General features: G+C 71.7%; 21 protein-coding genes, 4 tRNA genes and 1 other RNA gene. 12 read left to right on the forward strand and 14 right to left on the reverse strand.

The features are described 5' to 3' along the window. Positions 1-3: 3 nt before the first annotated feature. Positions 4-675 carry a LytR C-terminal domain-containing protein gene (locus tag OG373_RS21075; RefSeq protein ID WP_397736233.1) on the reverse strand — a complete coding sequence of 224 codons (672 nt, stop codon included), beginning with the start codon at positions 673-675 and terminating at the stop codon, positions 4-6. A 93-nt stretch (positions 676-768) separates the two neighbouring features. Beyond that, complete coding sequence (locus OG373_RS21080; RefSeq protein ID WP_030010424.1) at positions 769-1065, reverse strand: type II toxin-antitoxin system VapB family antitoxin; 297 nt, start codon at positions 1063-1065, stop codon at positions 769-771. An 88-nt stretch (positions 1066-1153) separates the two neighbouring features. Between OG373_RS21080 and OG373_RS21085 the strand changes: the two genes are divergently transcribed. After that, complete coding sequence (locus OG373_RS21085) at positions 1154-2830, forward strand: helicase HerA-like domain-containing protein (RefSeq protein ID WP_405439661.1); 1677 nt, start codon at positions 1154-1156, stop codon at positions 2828-2830. A gap of 21 nt (positions 2831-2851) precedes the next feature. Beyond that, complete coding sequence (gene opcA / locus OG373_RS21090; protein ID WP_397736229.1) at positions 2852-3784, forward strand: glucose-6-phosphate dehydrogenase assembly protein OpcA; 933 nt, start codon at positions 2852-2854, stop codon at positions 3782-3784. Here opcA and OG373_RS21095 read toward each other — a convergent pair. Next, a complete protein-coding gene (locus tag OG373_RS21095) occupies positions 3733-4206 on the reverse strand; it encodes a cupin domain-containing protein (RefSeq protein WP_405439662.1) in 474 nt (157 codons plus the stop codon). The genes opcA and OG373_RS21095 overlap by 52 nt on opposite strands. Before the next feature lie 106 nt (positions 4207-4312). Continuing rightward, on the reverse strand, positions 4313-4951 hold the full coding sequence (locus tag OG373_RS21100; RefSeq protein ID WP_405439664.1) for an HhH-GPD-type base excision DNA repair protein: 639 nt from the start codon (positions 4949-4951) through the stop codon (positions 4313-4315). A 112-nt stretch (positions 4952-5063) separates the two neighbouring features. On the opposite strand from OG373_RS21100, the gene OG373_RS21105 reads away from it, so the two are divergent. Next, positions 5064-5876 (forward strand): VOC family protein, encoded by an 813-nt coding sequence (locus OG373_RS21105; protein ID WP_405439665.1) that lies wholly within the window; start codon positions 5064-5066, stop codon positions 5874-5876. A gap of 57 nt (positions 5877-5933) precedes the next feature. Here the strand turns inward: OG373_RS21105 and OG373_RS21110 are convergent, their stop codons facing one another. Both OG373_RS21110 and OG373_RS21115 read right to left on the reverse strand, forming a co-directional pair. Next, positions 5934-6893: a hypothetical protein gene (locus OG373_RS21110; protein ID WP_405439667.1), complete on the reverse strand. Its 960-nt coding sequence runs from the start codon at positions 6891-6893 to the stop codon at positions 5934-5936. 390 nt (positions 6894-7283) lie between these two features. After that, a tRNA-Ser gene (locus tag OG373_RS21115) sits at positions 7284-7371 on the reverse strand. A gap of 107 nt (positions 7372-7478) precedes the next feature. On the opposite strand from OG373_RS21115, the gene ffs reads away from it, so the two are divergent. From ffs to OG373_RS21145, 6 genes are all read left to right on the forward strand, one after another. After that, an RNA gene (gene ffs, locus OG373_RS21120) (signal recognition particle sRNA small type) lies at positions 7479-7577 on the forward strand. 65 nt (positions 7578-7642) lie between these two features. Beyond that, positions 7643-9850 carry a DNA polymerase III subunit gamma and tau gene (locus OG373_RS21125; RefSeq protein ID WP_405439668.1) on the forward strand — a complete coding sequence of 736 codons (2208 nt, stop codon included), beginning with the start codon at positions 7643-7645 and terminating at the stop codon, positions 9848-9850. Between the two features lie 60 nt (positions 9851-9910). After that, positions 9911-11164 (forward strand): phosphoribosylamine--glycine ligase, encoded by a 1254-nt coding sequence (purD, locus tag OG373_RS21130; RefSeq protein ID WP_405439669.1) that lies wholly within the window; start codon positions 9911-9913, stop codon positions 11162-11164. A 308-nt stretch (positions 11165-11472) separates the two neighbouring features. After that, a complete protein-coding gene (locus OG373_RS21135) occupies positions 11473-13260 on the forward strand; it encodes a hypothetical protein (RefSeq protein WP_405444139.1) in 1788 nt (595 codons plus the stop codon). 294 nt (positions 13261-13554) lie between these two features. Further along, complete coding sequence (locus OG373_RS21140) at positions 13555-15042, forward strand: N,N-dimethylformamidase beta subunit family domain-containing protein (RefSeq protein WP_405439671.1); 1488 nt, start codon at positions 13555-13557, stop codon at positions 15040-15042. 155 nt (positions 15043-15197) lie between these two features. Next, on the forward strand, positions 15198-16103 hold the full coding sequence (locus OG373_RS21145) for a phosphoribosylaminoimidazolesuccinocarboxamide synthase (protein ID WP_397736205.1): 906 nt from the start codon (positions 15198-15200) through the stop codon (positions 16101-16103). A 50-nt stretch (positions 16104-16153) separates the two neighbouring features. On the opposite strand, the gene OG373_RS21150 is transcribed toward OG373_RS21145, so the two are convergent. From OG373_RS21150 to OG373_RS21185, 8 genes are all read right to left on the reverse strand, one after another. Beyond that, positions 16154-16226, reverse strand: a tRNA-Gly gene (locus OG373_RS21150). Positions 16227-16250: 24 nt separating this feature from the next. Next, entirely contained in the window at positions 16251-16862 is a 612-nt protein-coding gene (locus tag OG373_RS21155) for a response regulator (RefSeq protein WP_405439672.1), read from the reverse strand. Next, positions 16859-18103, reverse strand: a complete 1245-nt coding sequence (locus OG373_RS21160; RefSeq protein ID WP_405439673.1) for a sensor histidine kinase — start codon at positions 18101-18103, stop codon at positions 16859-16861. Before OG373_RS21160 ends, OG373_RS21155 begins: the two co-directional genes overlap by 4 nt. A gap of 22 nt (positions 18104-18125) precedes the next feature. Continuing rightward, a complete protein-coding gene (locus OG373_RS21165; RefSeq protein ID WP_405439674.1) occupies positions 18126-18887 on the reverse strand; it encodes an ABC transporter permease in 762 nt (253 codons plus the stop codon). After that, positions 18884-19834: an ABC transporter ATP-binding protein gene (locus OG373_RS21170; RefSeq protein ID WP_405439675.1), complete on the reverse strand. Its 951-nt coding sequence runs from the start codon at positions 19832-19834 to the stop codon at positions 18884-18886. Before OG373_RS21170 ends, OG373_RS21165 begins: the two co-directional genes overlap by 4 nt. A gap of 139 nt (positions 19835-19973) precedes the next feature. Next, positions 19974-20046 (reverse strand) — tRNA-Gly (locus OG373_RS21175). A gap of 74 nt (positions 20047-20120) precedes the next feature. Then, a tRNA-Gly gene (locus OG373_RS21180) sits at positions 20121-20192 on the reverse strand. Between the two features lie 88 nt (positions 20193-20280). Then, a complete protein-coding gene (locus OG373_RS21185; RefSeq protein ID WP_397736197.1) occupies positions 20281-20598 on the reverse strand; it encodes an Lsr2 family protein in 318 nt (105 codons plus the stop codon). 327 nt (positions 20599-20925) lie between these two features. Between OG373_RS21185 and purS the strand changes: the two genes are divergently transcribed. The 3 genes from purS to purL are packed head-to-tail and all read left to right on the forward strand — an operon-like array spanning position 20926 to position 24100. Next, positions 20926-21171: a phosphoribosylformylglycinamidine synthase subunit PurS gene (gene purS, locus OG373_RS21190; protein WP_397736195.1), complete on the forward strand. Its 246-nt coding sequence runs from the start codon at positions 20926-20928 to the stop codon at positions 21169-21171. A 2-nt stretch (positions 21172-21173) separates the two neighbouring features. Further along, positions 21174-21854, forward strand: a complete 681-nt coding sequence (gene purQ / locus OG373_RS21195) for a phosphoribosylformylglycinamidine synthase subunit PurQ (RefSeq protein WP_030390145.1) — start codon at positions 21174-21176, stop codon at positions 21852-21854. Further along, a complete protein-coding gene (gene purL / locus OG373_RS21200) occupies positions 21851-24100 on the forward strand; it encodes a phosphoribosylformylglycinamidine synthase subunit PurL (RefSeq protein ID WP_405439677.1) in 2250 nt (749 codons plus the stop codon). The genes purQ and purL overlap by 4 nt, the downstream gene beginning before the upstream one ends. The last annotated feature ends 29 nt before the right edge of the window (positions 24101-24129 follow it).

Here is a 24129-nt window from a genome sequence, read left to right on the forward strand (position 1 = left end):
GCCTCAGCAGTTCTTGGGCGCGGGCACGGGGTTGGCCAGGAGGGCCAGCGCCTTGTCCGCGTCCTCCTTCGTACTCAGCTCCTTGAAGGCGTCGCCCAGGATCAGGTCGACGTCCGCGGTCTCGCGGGTGTCGGTCTGCTGGGTGGTGCCGGCGAGCTGCGTGCCGAGTACGGAGAAGACGGCCTTGTCGGTCGTGGGGGAGCCCAGCAGTATCCCCGTGCCGGGGACCTTCTTGTCGAAGGTGGCCGGGGCGTTGCCCACGTTGCCGATCACGAAGCCGCGTTTGGCCAGTTCGTCACCGACGGCCTTGGCCAGGCCCGCGCGCGGGGTCGCGTTGTAGACGTTGACCGTGATCTCCCCGGGCGGGGGGAGCACGACCGCCGGTTTGGCGGCGGCCGAGGCGGTGGAGGCGGCGGCGGGGCCGCCCTTGGCGGCGGCCTCGGGAGGCGTGGTCGGGCAGTCCTTGGCACCCGCAGCCGTGTTCCGCTTGGGGCTGTCGCCCCGGAACACGTCGATGAGCTGCAGGGCCCCGTAGCCGACCAGGGCCAGCGCAAGGATCGAGCCGAGCACGGCGAGGACGATCCGGGTACGGCTCCGCTTACGACTCATACGGGGGTAGGCGGCTCCCGTGACGCGGTACTTTCCGCCCATGCCGGGGGGAGTGAGCATGCTCATGGGCGCAGCGTAGTGCGGCCCGGTGTCGATGCCTACTAAATGATCTGCTGATAGGTCAATGGTGACCCGAAAGGCGCAATCCAGACGAAGCCGTCAGTCCATCTCGAGGACGCGCGCGTGCAGGACCTGGCGCTGCTGCAGGGCGGCGCGCACGGCGCGGTGCAGCCCGTCCTCCAGGTAGAGGTCGCCACGCCACTTCACGACGTGGGCGAACAGGTCGCCGTAGAAGGTGGAGTCCTCGGCGAGCAGCGTTTCGAGGTCCAGCTGGCCCTTGGTCGTCACGAGCTGGTCGAGCCGGACCGGGCGCGGCGCGACGTCCGCCCACTGCCGGGTGGTTTCCCTGCCGTGGTCGGGGTAGGGCCGTCCGCTTCCGATGCGCTTGAAGATCACACGGAAAGCCTACCGGGCCGGTGCGTGCAGGCGCAGCCTCGCGACGGTGGTGCAAAAGTGACGAACAGCGCTATTTCGGGAGTGATGCATGAGCGAGAGCACCGACTCCGCCGTCCCGGCGGACCAGACGGGCGGCCAGACGGGCGGCCAGACGGGCGGTCAGGCCGACGGTCAGCCGGGCGGGGTGGCCGAGGCAGGACCCGCCGACCGGATCGCCGCCGGGTACGCCTTCACCGGACCCGCGCTCGACCTCGGGGCCCTCCTGTGGGACGGCCGCTGCCTGCCCGACCGTCAGATCCGCATCCCCCTCGCGATGCTCAACCGCCACGGACTCGTCGCCGGAGCCACGGGCACGGGCAAGACCAAGACGCTCCAGCTCATCGCCGAACAGCTGTCGGCGGGCGGTGTCCCCGTCTTCCTCGCGGACATCAAGGGCGACATCTCGGGGATCTCGGCGCCCGGGACGCCGGGCGACAGGATCGGCGAACGGGCCCGCGATGTGGCCCAGTCGTGGGAGCCCACCGGGTACCCCTGCGAGTTCTACTCGCTCGGCGGGATCGGCCCCGGGATCCCCGTCCGGTCCACGGTCACCAGCTTCGGCCCGGTGCTGATGTCCAAGGTGCTCCAGCTCAACCAGACGCAGGAGCAGTCCCTCGGCCTGATCTTCCACTACGCCGACACCAAGGGCCTGGAGCTCATCGACCTCAAGGACCTGCGCGCGGTCGTCGCCTTCCTCGTATCCGACCAGGGCAAATCCGAACTCAAGGGGATCGGCGGACTGTCCACCGTGACGGCCGGGGTGATCCTGCGGGCGCTGACCGCCTTCGAGCAGCAGGGCGCCTCGGAGTTCTTCGGCGAGCCCGAGTTCGACACCGGCGAGTTCCTGCGTACGGCCGCCGACGGGCACGGACTGGTCTCCGTACTGGAGCTCCCGGCGGTCCAGGACAAGCCGCAGCTCTTCTCCACCTTCCTGATGTGGCTGCTCGCCGACCTCTACAACGACCTGCCGGAGGTCGGCGACCTGGAGAAGCCCAAGCTCGTCTTCTTCTTCGACGAGGCGCACCTGCTCTTCAACGGGGCTTCCAAGGCCTTCCTCGCGTCCATCACCCAGACGGTCCGGCTCATCCGCTCCAAGGGCGTCGGCGTCTTCTTCGTCACGCAGACCCCCAAGGACGTGCCGGCGGACGTCCTCGCGCAGCTCGGCAACCGGGTGCAGCACGCGCTGCGCGCCTTCACCCCCGACGACGCCAAGGCGCTGAAGGCGACCGTGAAGACCTTTCCCAACTCCCCGTACGACCTGGAGGAGCTGCTCACCGGACTGGGGACCGGCGAGGCGGTCATCACCGTGCTCAGCGAGAACGGCGCCCCGACCCCGGTCGCGGCGACCCGGCTGCGGGCCCCGCAGTCGCTGATGGGACCGATCGCGGCGGCGGACCTGGAGCAGGCAGTGAAGTCCTCGCTGCTCTACTCGCGCTACGCGGAGCCGATCGACCGCGAGTCGGCGTACGAGCGGATCAGTGCCGAACAGGCCGCCGCGGAGGCGCAGGCGGAGGCCGCCGCGGCCGCCGCCGAGGCCGAGAAGCAGGCCGAGGCGGCGGAGAAGGAGGCCGCGCGGGCCGCGCGCGGCGCACCTGAGCCGGATCCCTCGCTGGCCGAGCAGGTGGTGGGGAGCGGGCTGTTCCGTTCACTGGCCCGCTCGATCGGCACTCAACTGGGAAGGGAGATCTCCCGCTCTATCTTCGGGACGGCGCGCAAGCGGCGGTGACGCGGTGACAGACTCTGGCCCATGCGGACCGAACTCACCGACACCACGTCCAGCAAGGTCAACCGGGCCCTGCTCGAAGCCCGCCGGGCGATAGGCAGCCCGACCATGGGGCTGGTGCTGACCCTTGTGATCGTCACCGACGAGGAGAACGCCTACGACGCCGTACGCGCGGCCTCCGAGGCCTCCCGCGAGCACCCGTGCCGCATCATCGCGGTCATCAGGCGGACCTCGCGCGGCCCGCTCAAGCTCCGCGCCAACCGGGTCGACGCCGAGCTCCGGGTCGGCTCGGACGCCGGGACCGGGGAGATCGTGCTGCTGCGCCTGCACGGGGCGCTGACCGAGCAGGCCGGTTCGGTCGTCCTGCCGCTGCTCCTGCCGGACGCGCCCGTCGTGGCCTGGTGGCCGGCCGACGCTCCCACCGACCTGGCGGGCGACCCGCTGGGCGCGCTCGCGCAGCGCCGGATCACGGACGCGGCCGCCGCCGTCGACACGATCGGCGTGCTCGACGAGCGGGCCACCGGCTACCAGCCCGGCGACACCGACCTGGCCTGGACCCGGATCACTTCATGGCGGTCGCTGCTGGCCGCCGCCCTGGACCAGAAGCCGCTGCCGGTGACCGGCGCGTCGGTGGAGAGCGAGCCCGACAACGCGAGCGCGGAACTGCTGGCGCGCTGGCTGGAGGACCGGCTGGGGATCCCGGTGGCCCGGGTGGCGAGCGAGGGCCCGGTGATCACCCGGGTCAGCCTGCACACCACGGGCGGGGAGATCCGGGTGGACCGGCCTGCGGGCGTATTGGCCACCCTGAGCCTGCCGGGCAGCCCCGACCGCAAGGTGGCCCTGAAGATCCGCAGCGGCGCCGAACTGATCGCGGAGGAACTGCGCCGCCTCGACGCGGACGTGGTCTACGGCTCCGCGCTGCGGCGGCGCCCGCTCCAGGCGGAGCTCTCCGCGTAGTGGTTGTCGTAGGTCGCCGAGCTGTCCTTGATGTCCTGCACGGTGGCCTCGCCCGCGTTGACCCGGCCGAGCAGCCGGTAGTAGTCGAAGCGGCCCATGCCGGGGGTGAAGCCGACGAAGACGGCGGCGGTGTGGCCGGGGGCGGGGGCGAAGGCGTGCTTGACCCCCGGCGGGACCGCGATGAAGTCGCCGGCGTCCAGGGTGTGGATCTTGTCGTCGACGAGGATGTCGAGCCGTCCGGCGGTGACGTGGAAGAACTCGGTGGCCTTGGTGTGGAAGTGCACCGGTGCGCCCGCCGCGCCCTCGTCGAAGGTGGCGGTGTTGCAGGTGAGCTCGGCGGTGTCGGTGAGCAGCGTGATGAGGCTGCCGGGGGCGTCCTGGATGGCTTCGGCGGTGGCGGCGCGGGTCGCGATCTCTGTCATGTCCACCAATCTACGGTCTTGATAGACCGGTATCAGGGGTCAATCCGCTGCCTGTCGGGCCGGTCAATTCGGCGCCGCTCCACCGCCTGACCAGGGAGGGGCGGGATCAGGATCCGCCCGCGGCCTTCCCGGTCCTGCCGGCCTGGCCGGCCTTGTCCGCCTTGTCCGCCTTGGCGGCGGCCTTCATCTCCTGCTTGTGCGCCCGCACCTTGGCCAGGGACTCGGGGCCCGTGATGTCGGCCGCCGAACGGTAGACGCCCGCCGGGCCGTACCCGCCCGCGGCCTCCCGCCAGCCCGTCGGCCGCACGCCGAACCGCTTGCCCAGCAGGGCGAGGAAGATCTGCGCCTTCTGCTCCCCGAAGCCCGGCAGCGCCTTGAGGCGCTTCAACAGCTCCTGCCCCGTGGTGGCGTCGGCCCAGACCGCCTCCGCACTCCCGCCGTAGTGCTCGACGAGGTACGCGCACAGCTGCTGGATCCGCGTCGCCATCGACCCCGGGTACCGGTGGACGGCGGGCTTCTCGGAGAGCAGGGCGGCGAAGGCCTCCGGGTCGTAGGCGGCGATGGCGTGCGCGTCGAGATCGTCGGCGCCCAGCCGCTGGGCGATCGTCCAGGGCCCCGAGAACGCCCACTCCATCGGTACCTGCTGGTCCAGCAGCATTCCGACGAGTGCGGCGAGAGGGCTCCGGCCGAGCAGCGCGTCCGCCTCCGGCTGCTGTGCCAGCCGGATGGTGATGTCCTTGTCCATGGCTCCAGCGTCCCGCCTGGGCGCGCTCCCCGCGCGGTCGCCGCACCGCGCGCCTAGCGTGAGTACGACCGTCTACGACGACGACAGGTACGAGACGAGGAGTCGATCGATCATGTCTGAGTTCTCCGAAGGCGCTCCGTGCTGGGTGGACGCGATGTTCGCCGACGTGGAGGGGGCCAAGACCTTCTACGCGGACGTGCTGGGCTGGACCTTCGGCGAGGCCAGCAGTGAGTACGGCAACTACACGCAGGCCTACTCCGACGGCAAGGCCGTCGCGGCCGTCGTCCCGCCGATGCCGGGGGCCGACGCTCCCTCGCAGTGGTGTCTGTACTTCGCCTCGCCCGACGCGGCGGCCACCGCCGAGAAGGTCACGGCGAACGGCGGCGAGGTGCTGATGGGCCCGATGCAGGTGGGAACCTTCGGCACGATGCTGATCGCGAAGGAGCCGAGCGGCGCGGTCTTCGGCGTCTGGCAGCCGGGCGAGCACAAGGGCTTCGAGAAGATGGGCGAGGCGGGCTCGTACGCGTGGGCGGAGGTCTTCACCCGGGAACCGGCCAAGGCGGACGGCTTCCTGCCGAAGGTCTTCCCGTACGGCGCCCAGCAGATGGACGCGGGCGACGACCCGGAGGCGGCCGGCATGGACTTCAAGGTCTTCAGCGTCGGCGGCGGCGGGAACCCCGTGCTGGGCCGGATGAAGATGGGCGACGATTTCCCGCCCGAGATCCCGCCGTACATCCAGATCTACTTCGGCGTGCCCGACTGCGACGAGGCGGTGTCGAAGACGCAGAAGCACGGCGGAAAGCTGCACTTCGGCCCGATGGACAGCCCGTTCGGCCGCTTCGCGGCGGTGACGGACCCGCAGGGCGCCGCGTTCGCAGTGATCGACATGTCGACAACGGTGGGTGAGATGCCGAACTTCGGCTGAGCCGGGCCCCGCCCGGCCCTGCCGCCGCACGCGGGCCGGAGGGTGCGGGGCGGTGCTCTAGTCGAACAGCACGAGCTTGTCGCGGGTGATCCACTGATCGCTCACTTCGACGGTCCTGGCGATGACCTCGGGGTAGCGATCCGCGAGGTAGACCTGTTCGACCTCTTCGCCGGTCTTCCGGTCCTCGATGACCTTCGTGCCGCCGATCTTCATCTTCTTCAGGGTGCCGATCGTCTCCCCCGCGATCAGGGCGTTGAAGGCCTTGATGGCCTGCGCGGACTGCTGGACGCTGTCGCGGCTGACGCGGCCCTTGTTCACGTTGATCATGGTGTTCGTGTAGATGGCCCGCGGGTCCCGCCCGACGAACTCCTTGCTGGCCTCGCCGATGCAGTCGAAGAACAAGTCGGCGACGTGCTCCGGCCACGTCTCGGTGATGATCCTGTAGGCGACGATCAGGCCGGTGGCGCTCGCATGGCACTGCTTGCCCTTGGCGGTGAGGCGGACGATGCGGTCCTCGCTGACGGGCCACGTTTCCACCCACCCCTGCAGCTGCTCGGCCGTGGGCCTGCCGTTGGTCCACCGGGTCCAGTGCATGCCCGCAAGGCGGTTGCTGAGGATCTTCAGGGCGGCGCCGTACACGTTGGAGTTGCTCTGCTTCATCTCGGTCAGCTGGGCGACGAAGTCGCCGGCGGTCCGCACGCGCCCCCCGTCGATGGCGGCGAAGGTGTCGGGGTCCATGTTGTAGGTGACCTGGCTGGTCACGGTGATCCCGGTCTCCAGGAGCGCTGCCGCCCGGTGCTGTCCGTCGATGAGGCAGCCGTGCCAGTCGAGCGCGAAGCCCTGATGGGTGGTGCGGTACTGGCCGCTCCGGAGGATGACCTTGAACTTGTCGATGTTGGAGCGCTTGAGCGGGACGCGGTTGCATGTCCGCTTGTCCATCCAGCTCTTGCAGGTCTCGGGTGTCACCTCGATCGTCTCGGTGTAGACGGCCGGGATGCTCTTCCCCTCGCTGGCCACGCTGCCCCCTCGTTCCTTTGCGCGGGGCCGACCGGTGCTGCCGCCCGGCGCCCCCATTCGATCTTGTTTGGGGGGAAACCTATGGAGGGTGTGACAGGGAGGGGTCCGCATGTCCGCAAGTGGCAGGCATTGATCGGGCCGAGGCGTCTCCCGGATGCTCTTGGCGTCGAATCCGTGGGTTCTGTCTCTTTGAGCCGGTACGGGCCTCCTTCGGGCAAGAGGCGAGCAGGGCTCTCGGCGCCGACCCGATCCGGAATGTCGGTTCTGTATATCCCGTACGGCCTCGCCGGACTCCGGAACGCGAGGGACGCCGACGGCGCGGAGGCCGGAAACGTAGAAGGGCCCCGCTGCAAGCAGCGGGGCCCTTCTACAACGTGCCCGGTGAGGCACTGGCGGAGGATACGAGATTCGAACTCGTGAGGGGTTGCCCCCAACACGCTTTCCAAGCGTGCGCCCTAGGCCACTAGGCGAATCCTCCGCCGCAAACAATACAAGACGTTGAGGGGTGCTCGCGAACGTGATCGTCGGGCGGAGGTCGGGTCGGGGTCCGGCTCGATTCCGGGGGCTTCCATCCGCTAGGGTGGGGCCAGCCCCTCACGTGGCGCTATCTCACCCAACTCCCCCAGGGCCGGAAGGCAGCAAGGGTAAGTGGGCTCTGGCGGGTGCGTGGGGGGCGCTTTGCGTTCCGGGCGCCCTCCGGGGGCATCGGCGGGCCGCTGATGTCGGTGGGCCCGGATAACCTCGTATACGTGTCGTCCCTTGCGCTGTACCGCCGCTATCGCCCCGAATCGTTCGCCGAGGTCATCGGGCAGGAGCATGTCACTGCCCCGCTGATGCAGGCCCTGCGGAACAACCGGGTCAATCACGCGTACCTGTTCAGCGGGCCGCGCGGGTGCGGCAAGACCACCAGTGCGCGCATCCTCGCCCGGTGTCTGAACTGTGAGCAGGGTCCCACTCCGACCCCCTGCGGGGAGTGCCAGTCCTGCCGGGACCTGGCCAGGAACGGCCCCGGGTCCATCGACGTCATCGAGATCGACGCCGCCTCGCACGGTGGTGTGGACGACGCCCGTGACCTGCGGGAGAAGGCCTTCTTCGGGCCGGCGTCCAGCCGCTACAAGATCTACATCATCGACGAGGCCCACATGGTCACCTCGGCGGGCTTCAACGCCCTGCTGAAGGTGGTCGAGGAGCCGCCGGAGCACCTCAAGTTCATCTTCGCCACCACGGAGCCGGAGAAGGTGATCGGGACCATCCGGTCCAGGACGCACCACTATCCCTTCCGCCTCGTGCCGCCCGGCACCCTGCGGGACTACCTGGGCGAGGTCTGCGGGCGCGAGGGCGCCAAGGTCGAGGACGGCGTGCTGCCGCTCGTCGTGCGGGCGGGCGCCGGCTCCGTGCGTGACTCGATGTCCGTCATGGACCAGCTGCTCGCCGGCGCCGCCGACGACGGTGTGACGTATGCCATGGCCACCTCGCTGCTCGGCTACACCGACGGTTCGCTGCTCGACTCCGTCGTCGACGCCTTCGCCGCCGGGGACGGGGCGGCCGCGTTCGAGGTCGTCGACCGGGTCGTCGAGGGCGGGAACGACCCGCGCCGGTTCGTCGCCGACCTGCTGGAGCGGCTGCGCGACCTGGTGATCCTGGCCGCCGTGCCGGACGCCGGGGAGAAGGGGCTGATCGACGCCCCCGCCGATGTCGTGGAGCGGATGCAGGCCCAGGCGTCCGTGTTCGGGGCCGCCGAGCTGTCGCGTGCCGCCGATCTGGTCAACACCGGGCTCACCGAGATGCGCGGCGCGACCTCGCCCCGGCTGCAGCTGGAGCTGATCTGCGCCCGGGTGCTGCTGCCCGCCGCGTTCGACGACGAGCGGTCCTTCCAGGCCCGGCTCGACCGGCTGGAGCGCAGCGGCGCGGCCGCCGCCTTCGCCGCGCCGCCGGCCGCGGGTCCCGCCATGGGTTACGTGCCCGGGCCCGAGGCGCATCCCATGGCGCCCGCCGGTCCCGGTGGTGGGGTCGCCGCCGTGCGTGCCGCCGCCGGGGTGCCCGCTCCCGAGCCGGTTCAGGCCGCGCCCGCCGTTGCTCCCGTGGCCGCTGCCCCCGTGGCCGCGCCCGCAGCCGCTGCCCCCGCTCCCGCTCCCGCAGCTCCGGCCCCCGGCGCGTGGCCCGGTGCCGCGCAGCCCGGGAGCGGCGCCCCCGGTGCCTGGCCGGGAGCCGCGGCCGCCGCGGCGCCGGCGCCGGCCGCCGCGGCTCCCGCCGCCGGTGCCTGGCCCAGCGCCTCCGCCCCCGCTTCCGCGTCCGCCCCCGCGCCCGCGCCCGTCGCCCCGGCCGCCGCCCCCGCGCCGGCCCCCGCGGCCGCCGCCCCCTCCCCCGGCATGGCCGCCGGAGCCGGGCAGGTGCAGGCGATGTGGCCGGGCGTGCTGGAGGCCGTCAAGAACCGCCGCCGCTTCACCTGGATCCTCCTCAGCCAGAACGCCCAGGTCACGGGCTTCGACGGGACCACGCTCCAGCTGGGCTTCCCCAATGCGGGCGCCCGCGACAACTTCGCCAGCAGCGGCAGCGAGGAAGTGCTCAAGGCGGTCCTGGCCGAGCAGTTCCAGGTCAACTGGAAGATCGAGGCCGTCGTCGGCGGCGGATCCCCCGCCCCGGTCCAGACCTCCTCGTACGGCTCCTCGTACGGCGCTCCGGCCGCGCCCGCCTACAGCCCGCCGCCCCCGGCGCAGCCGCAACAGCCCTCCACCCCGCAGACCCCGCCCGCGCAGCAGTACACGCCGCAGCAGCAGCCCCAGCAGTCGGCTTCCGCCCCGCAGCCCCCCGTACAGCAGGCGCCCCCGCCGGTGGCCCCCGAGGACGACCACGCGGAGGAGGACGATCCCGACCTCGTCGAGAGCGCCCTGACCGGACACGACCTGATCGTGCGCGAGCTCGGAGCCACCGTTGTGGAGGAATACACAAATGAGTAGCCGGTCCTGATTGGGTGGCCGCACGAAGGCGACCGCCCCGTCCCGGCTAGGCTGAGCAGCGTGAAGGTCCTCGTCATCGGCGGCGGCGCCCGCGAACATGCCCTGTGCCGCTCTCTGTCCCTCGACCCCGCCGTGTCCGCCCTGTACTGCGCTCCCGGCAACGCCGGTATCGCCGACGTGGCCACACTGCGCCCGGTCGACGCCCTCGACGGTGCAGCCGTCGCCACTCTCGCCACCGAAATCGCCGCCGACCTGGTCGTCGTCGGCCCTGAGGCCCCGCTGGTCGCCGGCGTCGCCGACGCCGTGCGCGCCGTCGGCATCCCCGTCTTCGGGCCGTCCGCCGAGGCGGCGCAGCTCGAAGGCTCCAAGGCCTTCGCGAAGGACGTGATGGCCGCGGCCGGGGTACCGACCGCGCGCAGCTACGTCTGCACCACCCCCGAGGAGGTGGACGAGGCCCTCGACGCCTTCGGCGCCCCGTACGTCGTCAAGGACGACGGCCTCGCGGCCGGCAAGGGCGTCGTGGTCACCGACGACCTGGCCGTCGCCCGTGCGCACGCGCTCGCCTGCGACCGTGTGGTCATCGAGGAGTACCTCGACGGTCCCGAGGTCTCCCTCTTCGCCATCACCGACGGCGTCACCGTGGTCCCGCTCCAGCCGGCGCAGGACTTCAAGCGCGCCCTGGACGGCGACGAGGGCCCCAACACCGGCGGCATGGGCGCGTACTCCCCGCTGCCCTGGGCCGACCCGAAGCTGGTCGACGAGGTCATGGAGCTGGTCCTCCAGCCGACCGTCGACGAGCTCCGCCGCCGCGGCACCCCCTTCTCCGGGCTGCTCTACGCCGGCCTCGCGATCACCGGTCGCGGTACCCGGGTCATCGAGTTCAACGCCCGCTTCGGCGACCCCGAGACCCAGGTGGTCCTGGCCCGGCTGCGCACCCCGCTCGCGGGCGTCCTGCTGAACGCCGCCAACGGCACCCTGGACACCCTGCCCCCGCTCGTCTGGCGCGAGGACGCGGCCGTCACGGTGGTCATCGCCTCCCACAACTATCCCGAGACCCCCCGGACCGGGGACCCGATCGAGGGCCTTCTCGAGGTGGCCGCCGAGGACGAGCCCGATGCGTACGTGCTGCACGCCGGGACCCGGCGCGAGGGCAACACGGTGGTCAGCGCGGGCGGCCGCGTGCTGTCGGTGACGGCGACCGGTTCTGATCTGGCGCAGGCCCGCGCCAAGGCGTATAAGGCGGTGGCGCGGATCCGTCTCGACGGCTCGCAGCACCGTACGGACATCGCGTCCAAGGCGGCCCAGGGCCACTGACCAGCGGCTCCGCAGACCCGCGGGCCCGGTGCGCACTTCGTGCGCCCGGGCCCGCGGGCGCGTTCGCGTGCGACTGCATCCGGCCGCGTTCGAACGCACCCACCTTTACCCAAAGCCATTCCATCGGGTGATCGTCACCCGGTCTGCCTGACGCCCGCGCGTGCCCCAACTAGGGTGCGGCGCAAGCATTCCGGCACTTGGCCCACCGGCATTGCGATGTCAGTGGCGGGTGTCACAGTGGGGGAGTGAGCAACGTCGCCGCAGGGCAGAGGGGGTGAGGTCCGGCCGTGTCCGGAACCGGTTCGATCATGGAAGCGGGCGTGCCGTCCGCACGTTCCCGCGCTCTGGCCGTGCTGCGCGTGCGCAGCAGGGCCCTGGCCGTCGGGCTGCTGCCCGCCGCCCTCGCGGTGGTGCTGGTCGCCGCCCGCACGACGGGCCGCCTGGCCGGTGATCCCTGGCCCACGGTGACCCTCGTCGTGTGCGCGGTCGCCGCACTGGTGCTCCTCGTCGGCGGTGCCTTCGCCGCCGTGGTGCTGCGGGCGAGCCCCGCCGTGACGCCGACGGTGCCGCTCTCGGAGGCCGCCGCGCCCGATCTCTACCGGTTGGTGCGGGACCTGGCCGACCGGATGGACGTGCCGCCCCCCTCCGCGATAGCCCTGACACCCGACTGCGACAGCTGGCTGGAGGACCGCACGCACGCGGCCCACCGCCGCGACGCCGCCCGCATGTCCGCGGGCGGGGCCGGATCCACGGGACAGCCCGGGCCGGAGTCCGCGCCGGGCGCCGCCCCCGTGCTGGTGATCGGCTCGCCCTTCCTCTGGTGGATGCGGGTCGCGGAGCTACGGGCGGTCCTCGCGCCCGTCGTCGCCGGCACGGGACCTTCCGCGCACCCGGACATAGCCGACGCGCGTGGATTCGTACGGGGCCTGGACGCCGCCGTGGACGTGGGCAGCCGGCGCGGCCTCGGCTGGATCGCCCCGCCCGCCCGGCTGCTGCTGCGGCTGTGCCGGACGGACGCCGCCGAGATGGAGCGCGGGGTGGCCGCGGCCGCCTCGGAGCGTGCACAGGGTGTGGACTACGGGCTGCGCATCGTTGCCCAGGAGCAGGTCGGCCTCGCCTACGCGGGCTGGGACCGGCTGCTGACCCGGGTCGCGCTGCCCGCCTGGCGGATGGGCCGCTGGCCGGCGCACCTCGACGCGGGGGTGGTCTCCGCGCTGACCGAGCTCTCCCGGCGGGACCGGCTGGCCGAGGGGTTCACCTCGCGGCTCGGCGAGCGGCCCGCCTGTGACCTGCTGGAGCAGCCCGGGCTGATCGACGAGGCGACCTCGCTGCTGGCCGCGCGGCTCTTCCACGGAGGTCCGGCCGAGGCCGGGCCGGACTGGTCCCCGGTGGACTGGTCGGCGTATCCGGAGGAGGTCGTGGACCGCAAGTGGCGGACGGAAGCGGCCCGCCTGCACGCGGCGCTGGACGCCCTGGCCGTCCCGGCGGGACGGCCGCCGGGCCCGTCGGGCTCCACGGCCCCCGCAGCTCCGACCACGCCCGCCGCCCCCGCCGCCCCGGCCGCGACGAGCGGCTCCGCCGGGTCCGTGGCCCTGCCCGGCTCCGCGGGCCACACCACGCTCGCGGCCGCCGATTCCCCGCCGCCCACCGCGGACGGCTTCGCCGGGCCCACCCTGGAGCGGGTGCTGGGCTACCTCACGGACCGCGGCGGCGAGGGCGCGGCCGGCGAGGCGCTGGCCGGCCGGATCAGCGGTGAACTGGCCCGCGAGGAGCGGGCCGCCGGACCGGCCGCCGGAGCCGGGAAGGCGCGCGGCGCGGATGCCGTCCCGCTGTTCCCGCTCCAGCCGCCGCGCAGCGGCCGGGACCTGCTGGCCGACCATGTGACGGCGATGGTGTGCTGTGCGGCCGTGGACTCGGCCGGGGCCACTCCCGGCCTGGACTGGCTCGACGGGCCGGTCCTGCTGGTGGGCGGCGACCGCCGCTCCGACCTGGCGCCGCGCGTGCTGTGCCTGGTCGAGGAGGGGAACCCGGAGCCCCTGCGGGACTGGCTCTCGGCCCTCGGGGTCCGCCCGGAGAAGCCGGTCCGCCTGGTCTGAGGCGCGCGGCGTCCCGAAAGCCCGTCCTGGAAGCCCCACCCGGAATCCGTCCCGGAAGCCCGTCTCAGGAGCCCCCGGGAGAGTGGCGGCTCGCACAAACGGCCGGATGCCAGTGTTCCGTTCCCGTCAATTCGCGACGAACAGTGACGGGCTGCGTGCGTTATGTGATGTGCTGGGACCGGTCGCAGTTGGGTGTCCTGAAGCAGGTGGCGAAAAACGCTTCCTCCGCTCAGCCGTGAACCGCCTACCGAGGCGATGTACGCCCGTCCGGGGGAGCGAGGGAGGGGAGCGGTCATGGGTGCGGACCAGATCCGGCGTTGGGAGTCAGGTGCGCTCGCGCACGCGGTGAACGACCCCTTCGGGCAGGGACCCCTGCCCTGGTTCCGGGGCAGCGAGCTCTACTTCGACGACACCGGCCACGTCGTGCCCTGGTACGTGGACCCGGCCGCCGCGGCCGCCGGCACCGGCCAGATCCCCCGCGCCCGCGGCAACGGCGGTCCCCGCACCGCCGACGACGTGCACCGCCAGATCAAGGGCTTCGCCTCCACCGGCGCAGTGGCCCCCGGCGAGGCCATCGACTTCCACATCACCGTCGACCCGCCCCAGCAGTTCTCCGTCGACGTCTACCGGATCGGCCACTACGGCGGCGACGGAGCCTCCAAGATCACCACCAGCCCCCGTCTCTCCGGCATCGTCCAGCCGGCCCCGCTCGCCGCCGACCGCACCGTTTCCTGCCACCACTGGTGGCTGTCCTGGCGCCTCCAGGTCCCCTCGTACTGGAGCGTCGGCGCGTACGTCGCCGTACTCACCACCGCCGACGGCTACCGCTCCCACATCCCCTTCACGGTCCGCGACGACCACCCCGCCGACCTCCTGCTCCTGCTTCCGGACATCACCTGGCAGGCCTACAACCTCTACCCGGAGGACGGCCGCAGCGGCGCCAGTCTCTACCACGCCTGGGACGAGCAGGGCCGGCTGCTCGGCGAGCAGGACGCGGCCGTCACCGTCTCCTTCGACCGCCCCTACGCGGGCGCGGGCCTGCCCCTGCATGTCGGCCACGCCTACGACTTCATCCGCTGGGCCGAGCGCTACGGCTACGACATCGCCTACGCCGACACCCGCGACCTGCACGCCGGCCGCGTCGACCCGACCCGCTACCGGGGCCTGGTCTTCCCCGGCCACGACGAGTACTGGTCGGCCCCCATGCGCCGCACCGTGGAGCGCGCCCGTCGGCACGGCACCTCGCTCGTCTTCCTCTCCGCCAACACCATGTACTGGCAGGTCGAGCTCGGCCCGTCCGCCTCCGGGGTCGACGACCGCCTGCTCACCTGCCGAAAACGGCGCGGACCGGGCCGCCCCAGCCTGTGGCGCGAGGTCGACCGCCCGGAGCAGCAACTGCTCGGCATCCAGTACGCGGGCCGGGTCCCCGAACCCGCTCCCCTGATCGTGCGCAACGCCACGCACTGGCTCTGGGACGCCACCGGCGCCGGCGAGAACGACGAGCTGCCCGGGCTGGTCGCCGGGGAGGCCGACCGCTACTTCCCGCGCACCCAGCTCCCCGAGCACCAGGACCGGATCCTGCTGGCGCACTCCCCGTACCTCGACAGCGAGGGTCACCGCCGCCACCAGGAGACCTCCCTCTACCGGGCGCCCAGCGGTGCGCTGGTCTTCGCCTCCGGCACCTTCGCCTGGTCGCCGGCCCTCGACCGCCCGGGCCACGTCGACGAGCGGGTGCAGCGGGCCACCGCCAATCTCCTCGACCGGATCTGCAAGCACGACTGACCCGGCGACCGCCACCGGCCGAAGCCGCGACAGCCTTCCGCCCGACCCCCCGCCCGACGCCTCGGCCGACCCGCAGCGCGGACCCCTGTCCGCATCAGGGGACCCAGGTGCGCGAGAATCGGGGTGCGCTTCATACAGAACCACAGGGAGACCCCGTGTCCGGATTCGTCGAAAAGCCCGAGCCGGTTCAGGTTCCGGGCCTCGTCCACCTCCACACCGGCAAGGTGCGCGACCTCTACCGTGACGAGGACGACCGCCTCGTCATGGTCGCCAGCGACCGCATGTCCGCCTTCGACTGGGTGCTGCCCACCGAGATCCCGGACAAGGGCCGCGTCCTGACCCAGCTCTCCCTGTGGTGGTTCGACCAGCTCGCGGACCTCGTCCCGAACCACGTCATCTCCACCGACCTGCCCGCCGGCGCCCCCGCCGACTGGGCCGGCCGCACGCTCATCTGCCGCAACCTCGACATGGTCCCGGTCGAGTGCGTGGCCCGCGGCTACCTCGCCGGCTCCGGCCTCGCCGAGTACAACGAGACCCGTACGGTCTGCGGGCTCGGCCTCCCCGAGGGGCTCGTGGACGGCTCCGAACTGCCCGCCCCGATCTTCACCCCGGCCGCCAAGGCCGCCGTCGGCGAGCACGACGAGAACGTCTCCTACGAGGAGGTCGCGCGCACCACCGGCGCCGAGACGGCGGCGCTGCTGCGTCAGACCACCCTGGCCGTGTACGGCCGCGCCCGGGACATCGCGCGCGAGCGCGGGATCATCCTGGCCGACACCAAGTTCGAGTTCGGTTTCGACCCGAAGGACGGCAGCCTGGTCGCCGCCGACGAGGTGCTGACCCCGGACTCCTCCCGCTTCTGGCCGGCCGACCAGTGGGAGCCGGGCCGCACGCAGCCCTCCTTCGACAAGCAGTACGTCCGCGACTGGCTGGCCTCCCCCGAGTCCGGCTGGGACCGCAAGGGCGAGCTCCCGCCGCCGGCTCTGCCTGCGGAGGTCGTCGCCCGGACCCGCGCCAAGTACGTCGAGGCCTTCGAGCGCCTCACCGGCCAGTCCTGGTCGTAGGTACGAGAGAAGCCCCCCGGTCCGAGGACCGGGGGGCTTCTTCGTTACAGAGCGGACAACGCGACTCGAACGCGCGACATCCACCTTGGCAAGGTGGTGCTCTACCAACTGAGCTATGTCCGCAGGTGCGCCGTAACGCGAGAACTACTATACCCAACCTCGCTCGCGCGCGAGACGCACTGCCGTGTGCCGGTTCTCCGCACCCAGCTTCGTCGCCGCCGACGACAGGTAGTTCCGCACCGTTCCCTGCGACAGCGAGGCCCGCTCGGCGATCTCCGCGATCGGTGCCCCGTCCCCCGCGAGTTCGAGCACCTCCGCCTCCCGCGCGGTCAGCGGCGAGTCCCCCGCGCTGATCGCGTCGGCCGCCAACTCCGGGTCCACATAGCGGCCCCCGGCGTGCACGGTCCGGATCAGTTCGGCCAGCCGCTGCGCCGAGACGGTCTTCGGGGCGAAGGCCCGCACCCCCGCCGCGAGGGCCCTCTTCAGGTGTCCCGGACGGCCGTGACTGGTCACGATCATGGTCCGGCAGCCCGGCAGTTCGGCCCGCAGGGATGTGGCGACACTCACACCGTCCGCCCCCGGCATCTGCAGGTCCAGCACCGCCACGTCCGGCCGGTGCGCCCGTGCCATCGCCAGCGCCTCGGGCCCCGAGGCCGCTTCCGCGACGACGAGCAGGTCGTCCTCCAGCGCGAGCAGCGCGGCCAACGCGCCCCGGATCAGGTGCTCGTCATCGGCGAGCAGTACGCGTACGGGGCTCACGCCCGCACCTCCAGTTCTTGCAGTCGTCGGTTCGGGATCTCCGCCCGCAGCCGGAACCGGCCGTCGCCGACCAGGCCCGCCTGCAAGGTCCCGTCCAGGGCCGCGAGTCGTTCCCGCAGCCCGGCCAGTCCCGAGCCGGGCGGCCCGGCGGGGGCCTCGGGGGCCCCGTCGTTCTCCACCAGCAGGGTCACGGAGCCCGTCTCCGCGGCGGTCAGCCGGATCAGGCAGCGGTGCGCGTCCCCGTGCCGCAGGATGTTCGTCGTCGCCTCGCGCACCACCCAGCCGAGGGCCGACTGGACCTCGGCGGGCAGCTCCGGCCCCCGCCCGGCCCGGAAGTCGACGCGGCAGTCCATCCCGGCCGCGCTGAGCACCCCGCGCGCGCCCTCCAGCTCCACCGCGAGGTCCGCCTGCCGATAGCCGCGCACCACGTCCCGTACCTCTCGCTGGGACTCCTGGGCTATGCGCTGGACCTCGATCATCTGCTCCACCGCCTCCGGCCGTTCGCGCCGGGCCAGCTGTATCGCCAGCTCGCTCTTGAGCGCGATCACCGCCAGGTTGCGGCCCATCACGTCGTGCAGGTCACGGCCGAACCGCAGCCGCTCCTCCGCCACCGCGAGCCGCGCCTGGACCTCGCGCGAGTGGTCCAGCTCGTAGACGGTCCGCAGCAGCCACGATGAGAACCCGCAGGTGAAGATGAAGAACAGGCAGCCCAGCAGCACCGCGACGGCGTAGCCGAGGGCCTCCCCGGCCGGCAGGCCCAGGGCGAGTGCGGTCAGTCCCGTCCCGGCCGCCGCGGCCGGGCCGACGTAGCGCATCTTCCGTACCGAGCGCAGGGTCAGCACCAGGGCGCCGGCCGAGAACCAGGTGAACGCAGGCAGCAGCATCGCCGTCACGCCCTGCTCGGGAATCTTCCCGGCCGCCTCCAGGGCGAGGACGGCGATCGTCGCCGCGCCCGACGCGACGGCCGTGACCACCGCCAGCCGGACCGGGCGCTCGCGCCGGCCCACCACCCAGTGCAGGGACTTGGAGGTGAGCACCCCGCACAGCACCGCGTGGGCGCACACCAGCGCGAAGAGCAGGAGGGGCACGGTGTTCGGGCCCTTCCCCGCGGCGGCGCCCACCGGAACCAGCCCGAAGGAGACGACTTCGAGCACCACGAACAGGTGGAACGACCACCGGGTGTAGAGCTCGACCTTCCCCGCACTGCTGCGGTTCTTCCACCACCCCGTCATTTTCGACACGGTCCCCGTCCCCCGACTCGCGCTACCGGCGCGGTTCCCAGCGGAACCACCGCTGAACAGCAAACACGGTGTTGACCGTCCAGGCCAGCGTGACCAGGGAGGCCCCCACCAGGTCCGCGTCCCCCGCGCCGCTCCACCCGGCCCGTACGAGGGTCATCACCCCGCTCAGCGGCAGCAATTCGCACAGCCGGGCCACCGGGTCCGGCAGCGAGTCCGCCGGGACGAACAGCCCCGAGCCGAGCACGGTCGCCAGGAACAGCGGCAGCGTGGTGAGGCCCGCGGTCTCCACGGTGCGGGTGACGGAGCTGGTCAGCGCGGACAGCGCGGCCAGCATGAGGATGCCGGTGAGGACGGCCACCACCAGCAGCAGCGGGTTGCGCGGCATGCGCACGTCCAGGGCGGCGGCTCCCGCCACGGCGAGGACGGCGATCTGCCCGAGCGCCAGGGCGGCGGCGGGCAGGGCGGTCCCGGCGAGGATCTCCAGATCGGTCGCCTCGCCGGTCCGCAGCCGCTTGAGGACGAGCTCCTCGCGCCGGGCGACGTAGGCGGAGACCAGGTTCATGTGGACGACGAGGATCAGCACCATGCCGATCCCGCCGGTCAGGGTGGCCTCGCCGACCGCCTCGGCGCCCTCGGCCCCGCTGAGCGAGGAGCGCAGGACGAACACCATCAGCAGCGGCATCAGCGTGGCCAGGCCGAGGGCGGCCCGGTTGCGCACCAGCAGGGTGAGCTCGGAGCGGCCGAGTGCGGCGAGCCGCCCGGGGTTCATGGTGAGCGTGTTCATCGCGGGGTCCCCGCCTTCGTGTCCTCGGTGCGGGCGCCGTCTGCGGTGCGGCGGTTCTCCGCGATCTCCAGGAAGGCCTCCTCCAGGGAGGCGGACCGGGCGTCGAGCCCGATCAGTTCCGCGCCGCACTCCCGGGCCCAGCCCAGCAGTTCGGTCAGGTCGGCCTGGAGGTTCCCGGTACGGATCTCCACGCGCTGCCCGTGGGCCGCCGCGCGCAGCGTCAGCGGGAGCCGGGCCGCGGGCACCCCGGCCGGCAGGGTGAAGCGGATCCGGGCCGGCCGGGTGGCGGTCACCTCGGCCGGGCTGCCGGACAGGACGAGTTCCCCCTCGTGGAGGATCGCGAGGCGGTCCGCGAGCTCCTCGGCCTCTTCCAGGTAGTGCGTGGTCAGCAGCACCGTCGTGCCCTGCGCGCGCAGGTCCCGTACCAGCGCCCAGGTGTCCCGGCGCCCTTCCGGATCCATTCCGGTGGTCGGTTCGTCCAGAAACAGCACCTCGGGCCGGCCCAGCAGGGCCAGCGCCAGGTCCAGGCGCCGCCGTTCACCGCCGGACAGCTGCTTGACGCGTACGCAGGACCGTGCGGCCAGGCCGACCAGCTCCAGCACCTCCGCCGCCGGGCGGGCGCCGCTGGTGACGCCGCCCCACATCCGGACGGTCTCGGTCACCGACAGGTCGGAGGGGAAGCCGCCCTCCTGGAGCATGACGCCGGTGCGCGGGCGGACCTCGGCCCGCCGCCTGTACGGATCGAGCCCGAAGACGCGGACCTGCCCATCGGTCGGCGCGGCCAGTCCCTCCAGCAGTTCGACGGTGGAGGTCTTGCCCGCGCCGTTGGTTCCGAGCAGGGCGAAGATCTCGCCCCGGGCCACGGAGAAGGAGACGCCGCGTACGGCCTCGAATCCTCCCGCATAGCCGCGGCGCAGGCCCTCGGCTTCGATCACGGTGTCAGTCATGGTTCAAGGCTCGCGGCGCCGGGGCCGGGCGGGCAGTGCGCGCTGTCACCGCCGGCGATGACATTTGTCAGGGGCCGCCGGCCGGTGCGGGAAAACGAAGAAGGCCCCGATCGCAATGATCGGGACCTTCTGCATACAGAGCGGACGACGCGACTCGAACGCGCGACATCCACCTTGGCAAGGTGGTGCTCTACCAACTGAGCTACGTCCGCATGCACTGCATTGCCCTGGGGCGATGCGTGCATCACTCTACCCGATCCACAGCAGTGGTTCGGAGGTGATGCAGAGCGGGTGACAGGGATCGCACACTGCGCCTTCCCTCTGGAAGAGGGATGTTCTGCTACTGAACTACACCCGCACGACCTCGGAGGCTCTGACCTGCGGCCTGGCCCCTTGGCGTGATCCACACACTAGCCGACGGATGGGGGTGCATGGCAAATCGACGCTCAGTGGGCCGCGTTGTAGGCCTCGTAGATCTTCTTGGGGATGCGGCCGCGCGGCGGCACTTCGTACTGGTTCGACCGGGCCCAGGCGCGGACGACCGCCGGGTCGGGGGCGACGGAGGTGTGCTTGAAGGCCTTCCCCGAGCGGGACTGGCGACGGCCGGCGGCCACGAAGGGGGCCAACCCCTTCCGCAGTTTCTTTGCGTTCGCCACATTGAGGTCGATCTCGTACGACTTACCGTCCAGGGCGAACACGACCGTTTCCGCCGCTTCTCCGCCATCGATGTCGTCGGAGAGCGTGACTACTACGCGCTGCACCACGGATATCGGTCCCTTCGTGCGACGTCGCCACCTGCTGACGTGCGGTGATGTCGCCTGTGTGGATGTTTCGGGGCAATGCAACTTTCATCCGGAATCCGGAGTGATTCCTTTGTACCTCGATTTCCATTGCATTGCGAAGCCCAGTTAATTCTCTCCGCGTGTCCCGCCGCAATGCCGGGCGCGTGGTTTTCCGGGGGATTTTGCGAAGCGTTGGTGAAGCCGAAACGGCCCGGTGATCACGGCCCCGGGATATCTATGCGCGTAGAAATTTTGGCCGGGTACGCTGATGGAACCGCCTTCGCACCAACCACCACACGGGAGTGCCCGATGGCACGCGTCGTAGTCGACGTCATGCTCAAGCCGGAGATCCTCGACCCCCAGGGCCAGGCGGTGCAGCGTGCACTGCCGCGCCTGGGCTTCGAGGGGATCGCCGACGTCCGCCAGGGGAAGCGCTTCGAGCTCGAGGTGGAGGGGCCGGTCGACCAGGCCGCCCTCGACCACATCCACAAGATGGCCGAAACCTTCCTCGCCAACACCGTCATCGAAGACTTCACCGTGAAGGTCGAGGCCTGACGGTGACCACTCGCATCGGAGTCGTCACGTTCCCCGGAACGCTCGACGACCGTGACTCGCTGCGCGCCGTCCGCCTCGCGGGCGCCGAGCCGGTCTCGCTGTGGCACCGCGACAAGGACCTGCACCAGGTCGACGCGGTCGTCCTCGCGGGCGGCTTCTCCTACGGGGACTACCTGCGCGCCGGAGCCATCTCCCGCTTCTCGCCGGTGATGGAGACCATCATCGAGCAGGCCAGGGGCGGCATGCCCGTCCTGGGCATCTGCAACGGCTTCCAGGTCCTCACCGAGGCCCACCTGCTGCCGGGGGCGATGCTCCGGAACAACCACCTGCACTTCATCTGCCGCGACCAGAAGCTGCGGGTGGAGAACGCGGAGACCGCGTGGACCGGCGACTACACCGCCGGCCAGGAGATCTCCGTACCGCTCAAGAACATGGACGGCCGCTACACCGCCGACGAGCGCACGCTCGACGAACTGGAGGCCGAAGGCCGCGTGGCCTTCCGCTACCTGGACGGCAACCCGAACGGTTCGCTGCGCGACATCGCCGGCATCACCAACGCCGCGGGCAACATCGTCGGCCTCATGCCGCACCCCGAGCACGCGGTCGAGCCGCTGATCGGGACCGGCCGCACCGACGGCCTCCCGTTCTTCACGTCGGTCCTGAAGAAGCTGGTTTCCGCATGACCCTCGACACCGTCAAGAACGCCACCGAGACTCCGGACTCCTCCCAGCCGTGGAAGGAACTCGGCCTCAAGGAGGACGAGTACGCCCGGATCCGGGAGATCCTCGGCCGCCGCCCCACGGGCGCCGAGCTCGCCATGTACTCCGTCATGTGGTCCGAGCACTGCTCGTACAAGAGCAGCAAGGTCCACCTGAAGCAGTTCGGTGAGAAGGTCCCCCCGAACGACGCCATGCTCGTCGGCATCGGCGAGAACGCCGGCGTCGTCGACGTCGGCCAGGGTTACGCGGTCACCTTCAAGGTCGAGTCGCACAACCACCCGTCGTACATCGAGCCCTACCAGGGTGCGGCCACCGGCATCGGCGGCATCGTCCGCGACATCCTCGCGATGGGTGCCCGCCCGGTCGCGGTCGTGGACCCGCTGCGCTTCGGTGCCGCCGACCACCCCGACACCCGGCGCGTCCTGCCCGGCGTCGTCGCGGGCATCGGCGGCTACGGCAACTGCCTGGGCCTGCCCAACATCGGCGGCGAGGTCGTCTTCGACGCCTGCTACCAGGGCAACCCGCTGGTCAACGCCGGCTGCATCGGCGTCATGAAGCACGAGGACATCCACCTCGCCAAGGCCTCCGGCCCCGGCAACAAGGTCATCCTCTACGGTGCCCGCACCGGTGGCGACGGCATCGGCGGCGTCTCGGTCCTCGCCTCGGAGACCTTCGACGACACCAAGCCGACCAAGCGCCCCGCGGTGCAGGTGGGCGACCCCTTCCAGGAGAAGCTCCTCATCGAGTGCACCTTGGAGATCTTCAAGGAGAAGCTGGTCGCGGGCATCCAGGACCTCGGCGGCGCCGGGCTCTCCTGCGCGACCTCCGAGCTCGCCTCCGCCGGTTCCGGCGGCATGCGGGTCGAGCTGGACACCGTGCCGCTGCGCGACGCGACGCTCTCGCCCGAGGAAATCCTCATGAGCGAGTCGCAGGAGCGCATGTGCGCGATCGTCGAGCCGCAGCACGTCGACCGCTTCATGGAGATCTGCGAGAAGTGGGACGTCATCGCCACCGTCATCGGTGAGGTGACCGAGGGCGAGCGCCTGGAGATCTTCTGGCACGGCGAGCAGATCGTGGACGTGCCCCCGGGCACCGTCGCCCACGAGGGCCCCGTCTACAACCGCCCCTACGCGCGCCCCTCCTGGCAGGACGCGCTGCAGGCGGACGACGCCGGCAAGCTGCCGCGCCCGCAGACCTCCGAGGAGCTGCGCGCGCAGGTCCTCGCGCTGGTCTCCTCCCCGAACCAGGCGTCCAAGTCCTGGGTCACCGACCAGTACGACCGCTTCGTGCAGGGCAACACCGTGCTCTCGCAGCCCGAGGACGCGGGCATGGTCCGCATCGACGAGGAGTCCAACCTCGGCGTGGCCATGGCCACCGACGGCAACGGCCGCTTCGCCAAGCTCGACCCGTACACGGGCGCGCAGCTGGCGCTGGCGGAGTCGTACCGCAACGTGGCGGCGACCGGCGCCAAGCCGCTGGCCATCTCCGACTGCCTGAACTTCGGTTCCCCCGAGGACCCGGACGTCATGTGGCAGTTCGCCGAGGCCTGCCGCGGGCTGGCGGACGGCTGCCTGGAGCTGGGCACCCCGGTGACCGGCGGGAACGTCTCCCTCTACAACCAGACGGGCGACATCGCGATCCACCCGACCCCGGTCGTGGCGGTCCTCGGTGTGATCGACGACGTCAACCGCCGTACGCCGATGGCGTTCGCGGAGGCCGGCCAGCTGCTGTACCTGCTGGGCGACACGGCCGAGGAGTTCGGCGGTTCGGCCTGGTCCCAGGTCGTCCACGACCACCTGGGCGGCATGCCGCCGAAGGTGGATCTGGGCCGCGAGAAGCTGCTCGCCGAGATCCTGATCTCCGCCTCGCGCGACGGCATGATCGACGCCGCGCACGACCTGTCCGACGGCGGCGTGATCCAGGCGCTCACCGAGTCCTGCCTGCGCGGCGGCAACGGTGCCCGGATCGTGGTTCCCGAGGGCCTGGACGCCTTCACCTTCCTGTTCTCCGAGTCCGCGGGCCGCGCCATCGTGGCCGTCCCGCGCAGCGAGGAGCTCCGCTTCACCGACATGTGCGGTGCGCGGGGCCTGCCGGTCGCCCGCATCGGTGTGGTGGACGGCGAGGAGATCGAGATCCAGGGCGAGTTCACCCTCCCGCTGGCCGAGCTCCGCGAGGCCCACGAGGCGACGATCCCGGCCCTGCTGGCCTGATCCCACCGCCTGCGCCACGAGCCCCCGAC

The sequence above is a fragment of the Streptomyces avidinii genome, assembly GCF_045161815.1.
Taxonomy (GTDB): domain Bacteria; phylum Actinomycetota; class Actinomycetes; order Streptomycetales; family Streptomycetaceae; genus Streptomyces; species Streptomyces avidinii.

Coding starts and splice junctions, on each gene's coding strand:
- OG373_RS21095 (WP_405439662.1), bottom strand. CDS start 4,206: ATGACAGAGATCGCGACCCGCGCCGCCACCGCCGAAGCCATCCAGGAC.
- OG373_RS21140 (WP_405439671.1), top strand. CDS start 13,555: ATGGGTGCGGACCAGATCCGGCGTTGGGAGTCAGGTGCGCTCGCGCAC.
- purL (WP_405439677.1), top strand. CDS start 21,851: ATGACCCTCGACACCGTCAAGAACGCCACCGAGACTCCGGACTCCTCC.
- OG373_RS21105 (WP_405439665.1), top strand. CDS start 5,064: ATGTCTGAGTTCTCCGAAGGCGCTCCGTGCTGGGTGGACGCGATGTTC.
- OG373_RS21135 (WP_405444139.1), top strand. CDS start 11,473: ATGGAAGCGGGCGTGCCGTCCGCACGTTCCCGCGCTCTGGCCGTGCTG.
- OG373_RS21100 (WP_405439664.1), bottom strand. CDS start 4,951: ATGGACAAGGACATCACCATCCGGCTGGCACAGCAGCCGGAGGCGGAC.
- OG373_RS21075 (WP_397736233.1), bottom strand. CDS start 675: ATGAGCATGCTCACTCCCCCCGGCATGGGCGGAAAGTACCGCGTCACG.
- OG373_RS21170 (WP_405439675.1), bottom strand. CDS start 19,834: ATGACTGACACCGTGATCGAAGCCGAGGGCCTGCGCCGCGGCTATGCG.
- purS (WP_397736195.1), top strand. CDS start 20,926: ATGGCACGCGTCGTAGTCGACGTCATGCTCAAGCCGGAGATCCTCGAC.
- OG373_RS21165 (WP_405439674.1), bottom strand. CDS start 18,887: ATGAACACGCTCACCATGAACCCCGGGCGGCTCGCCGCACTCGGCCGC.
- opcA (WP_397736229.1), top strand. CDS start 2,852: ATGCGGACCGAACTCACCGACACCACGTCCAGCAAGGTCAACCGGGCC.
- OG373_RS21085 (WP_405439661.1), top strand. CDS start 1,154: ATGAGCGAGAGCACCGACTCCGCCGTCCCGGCGGACCAGACGGGCGGC.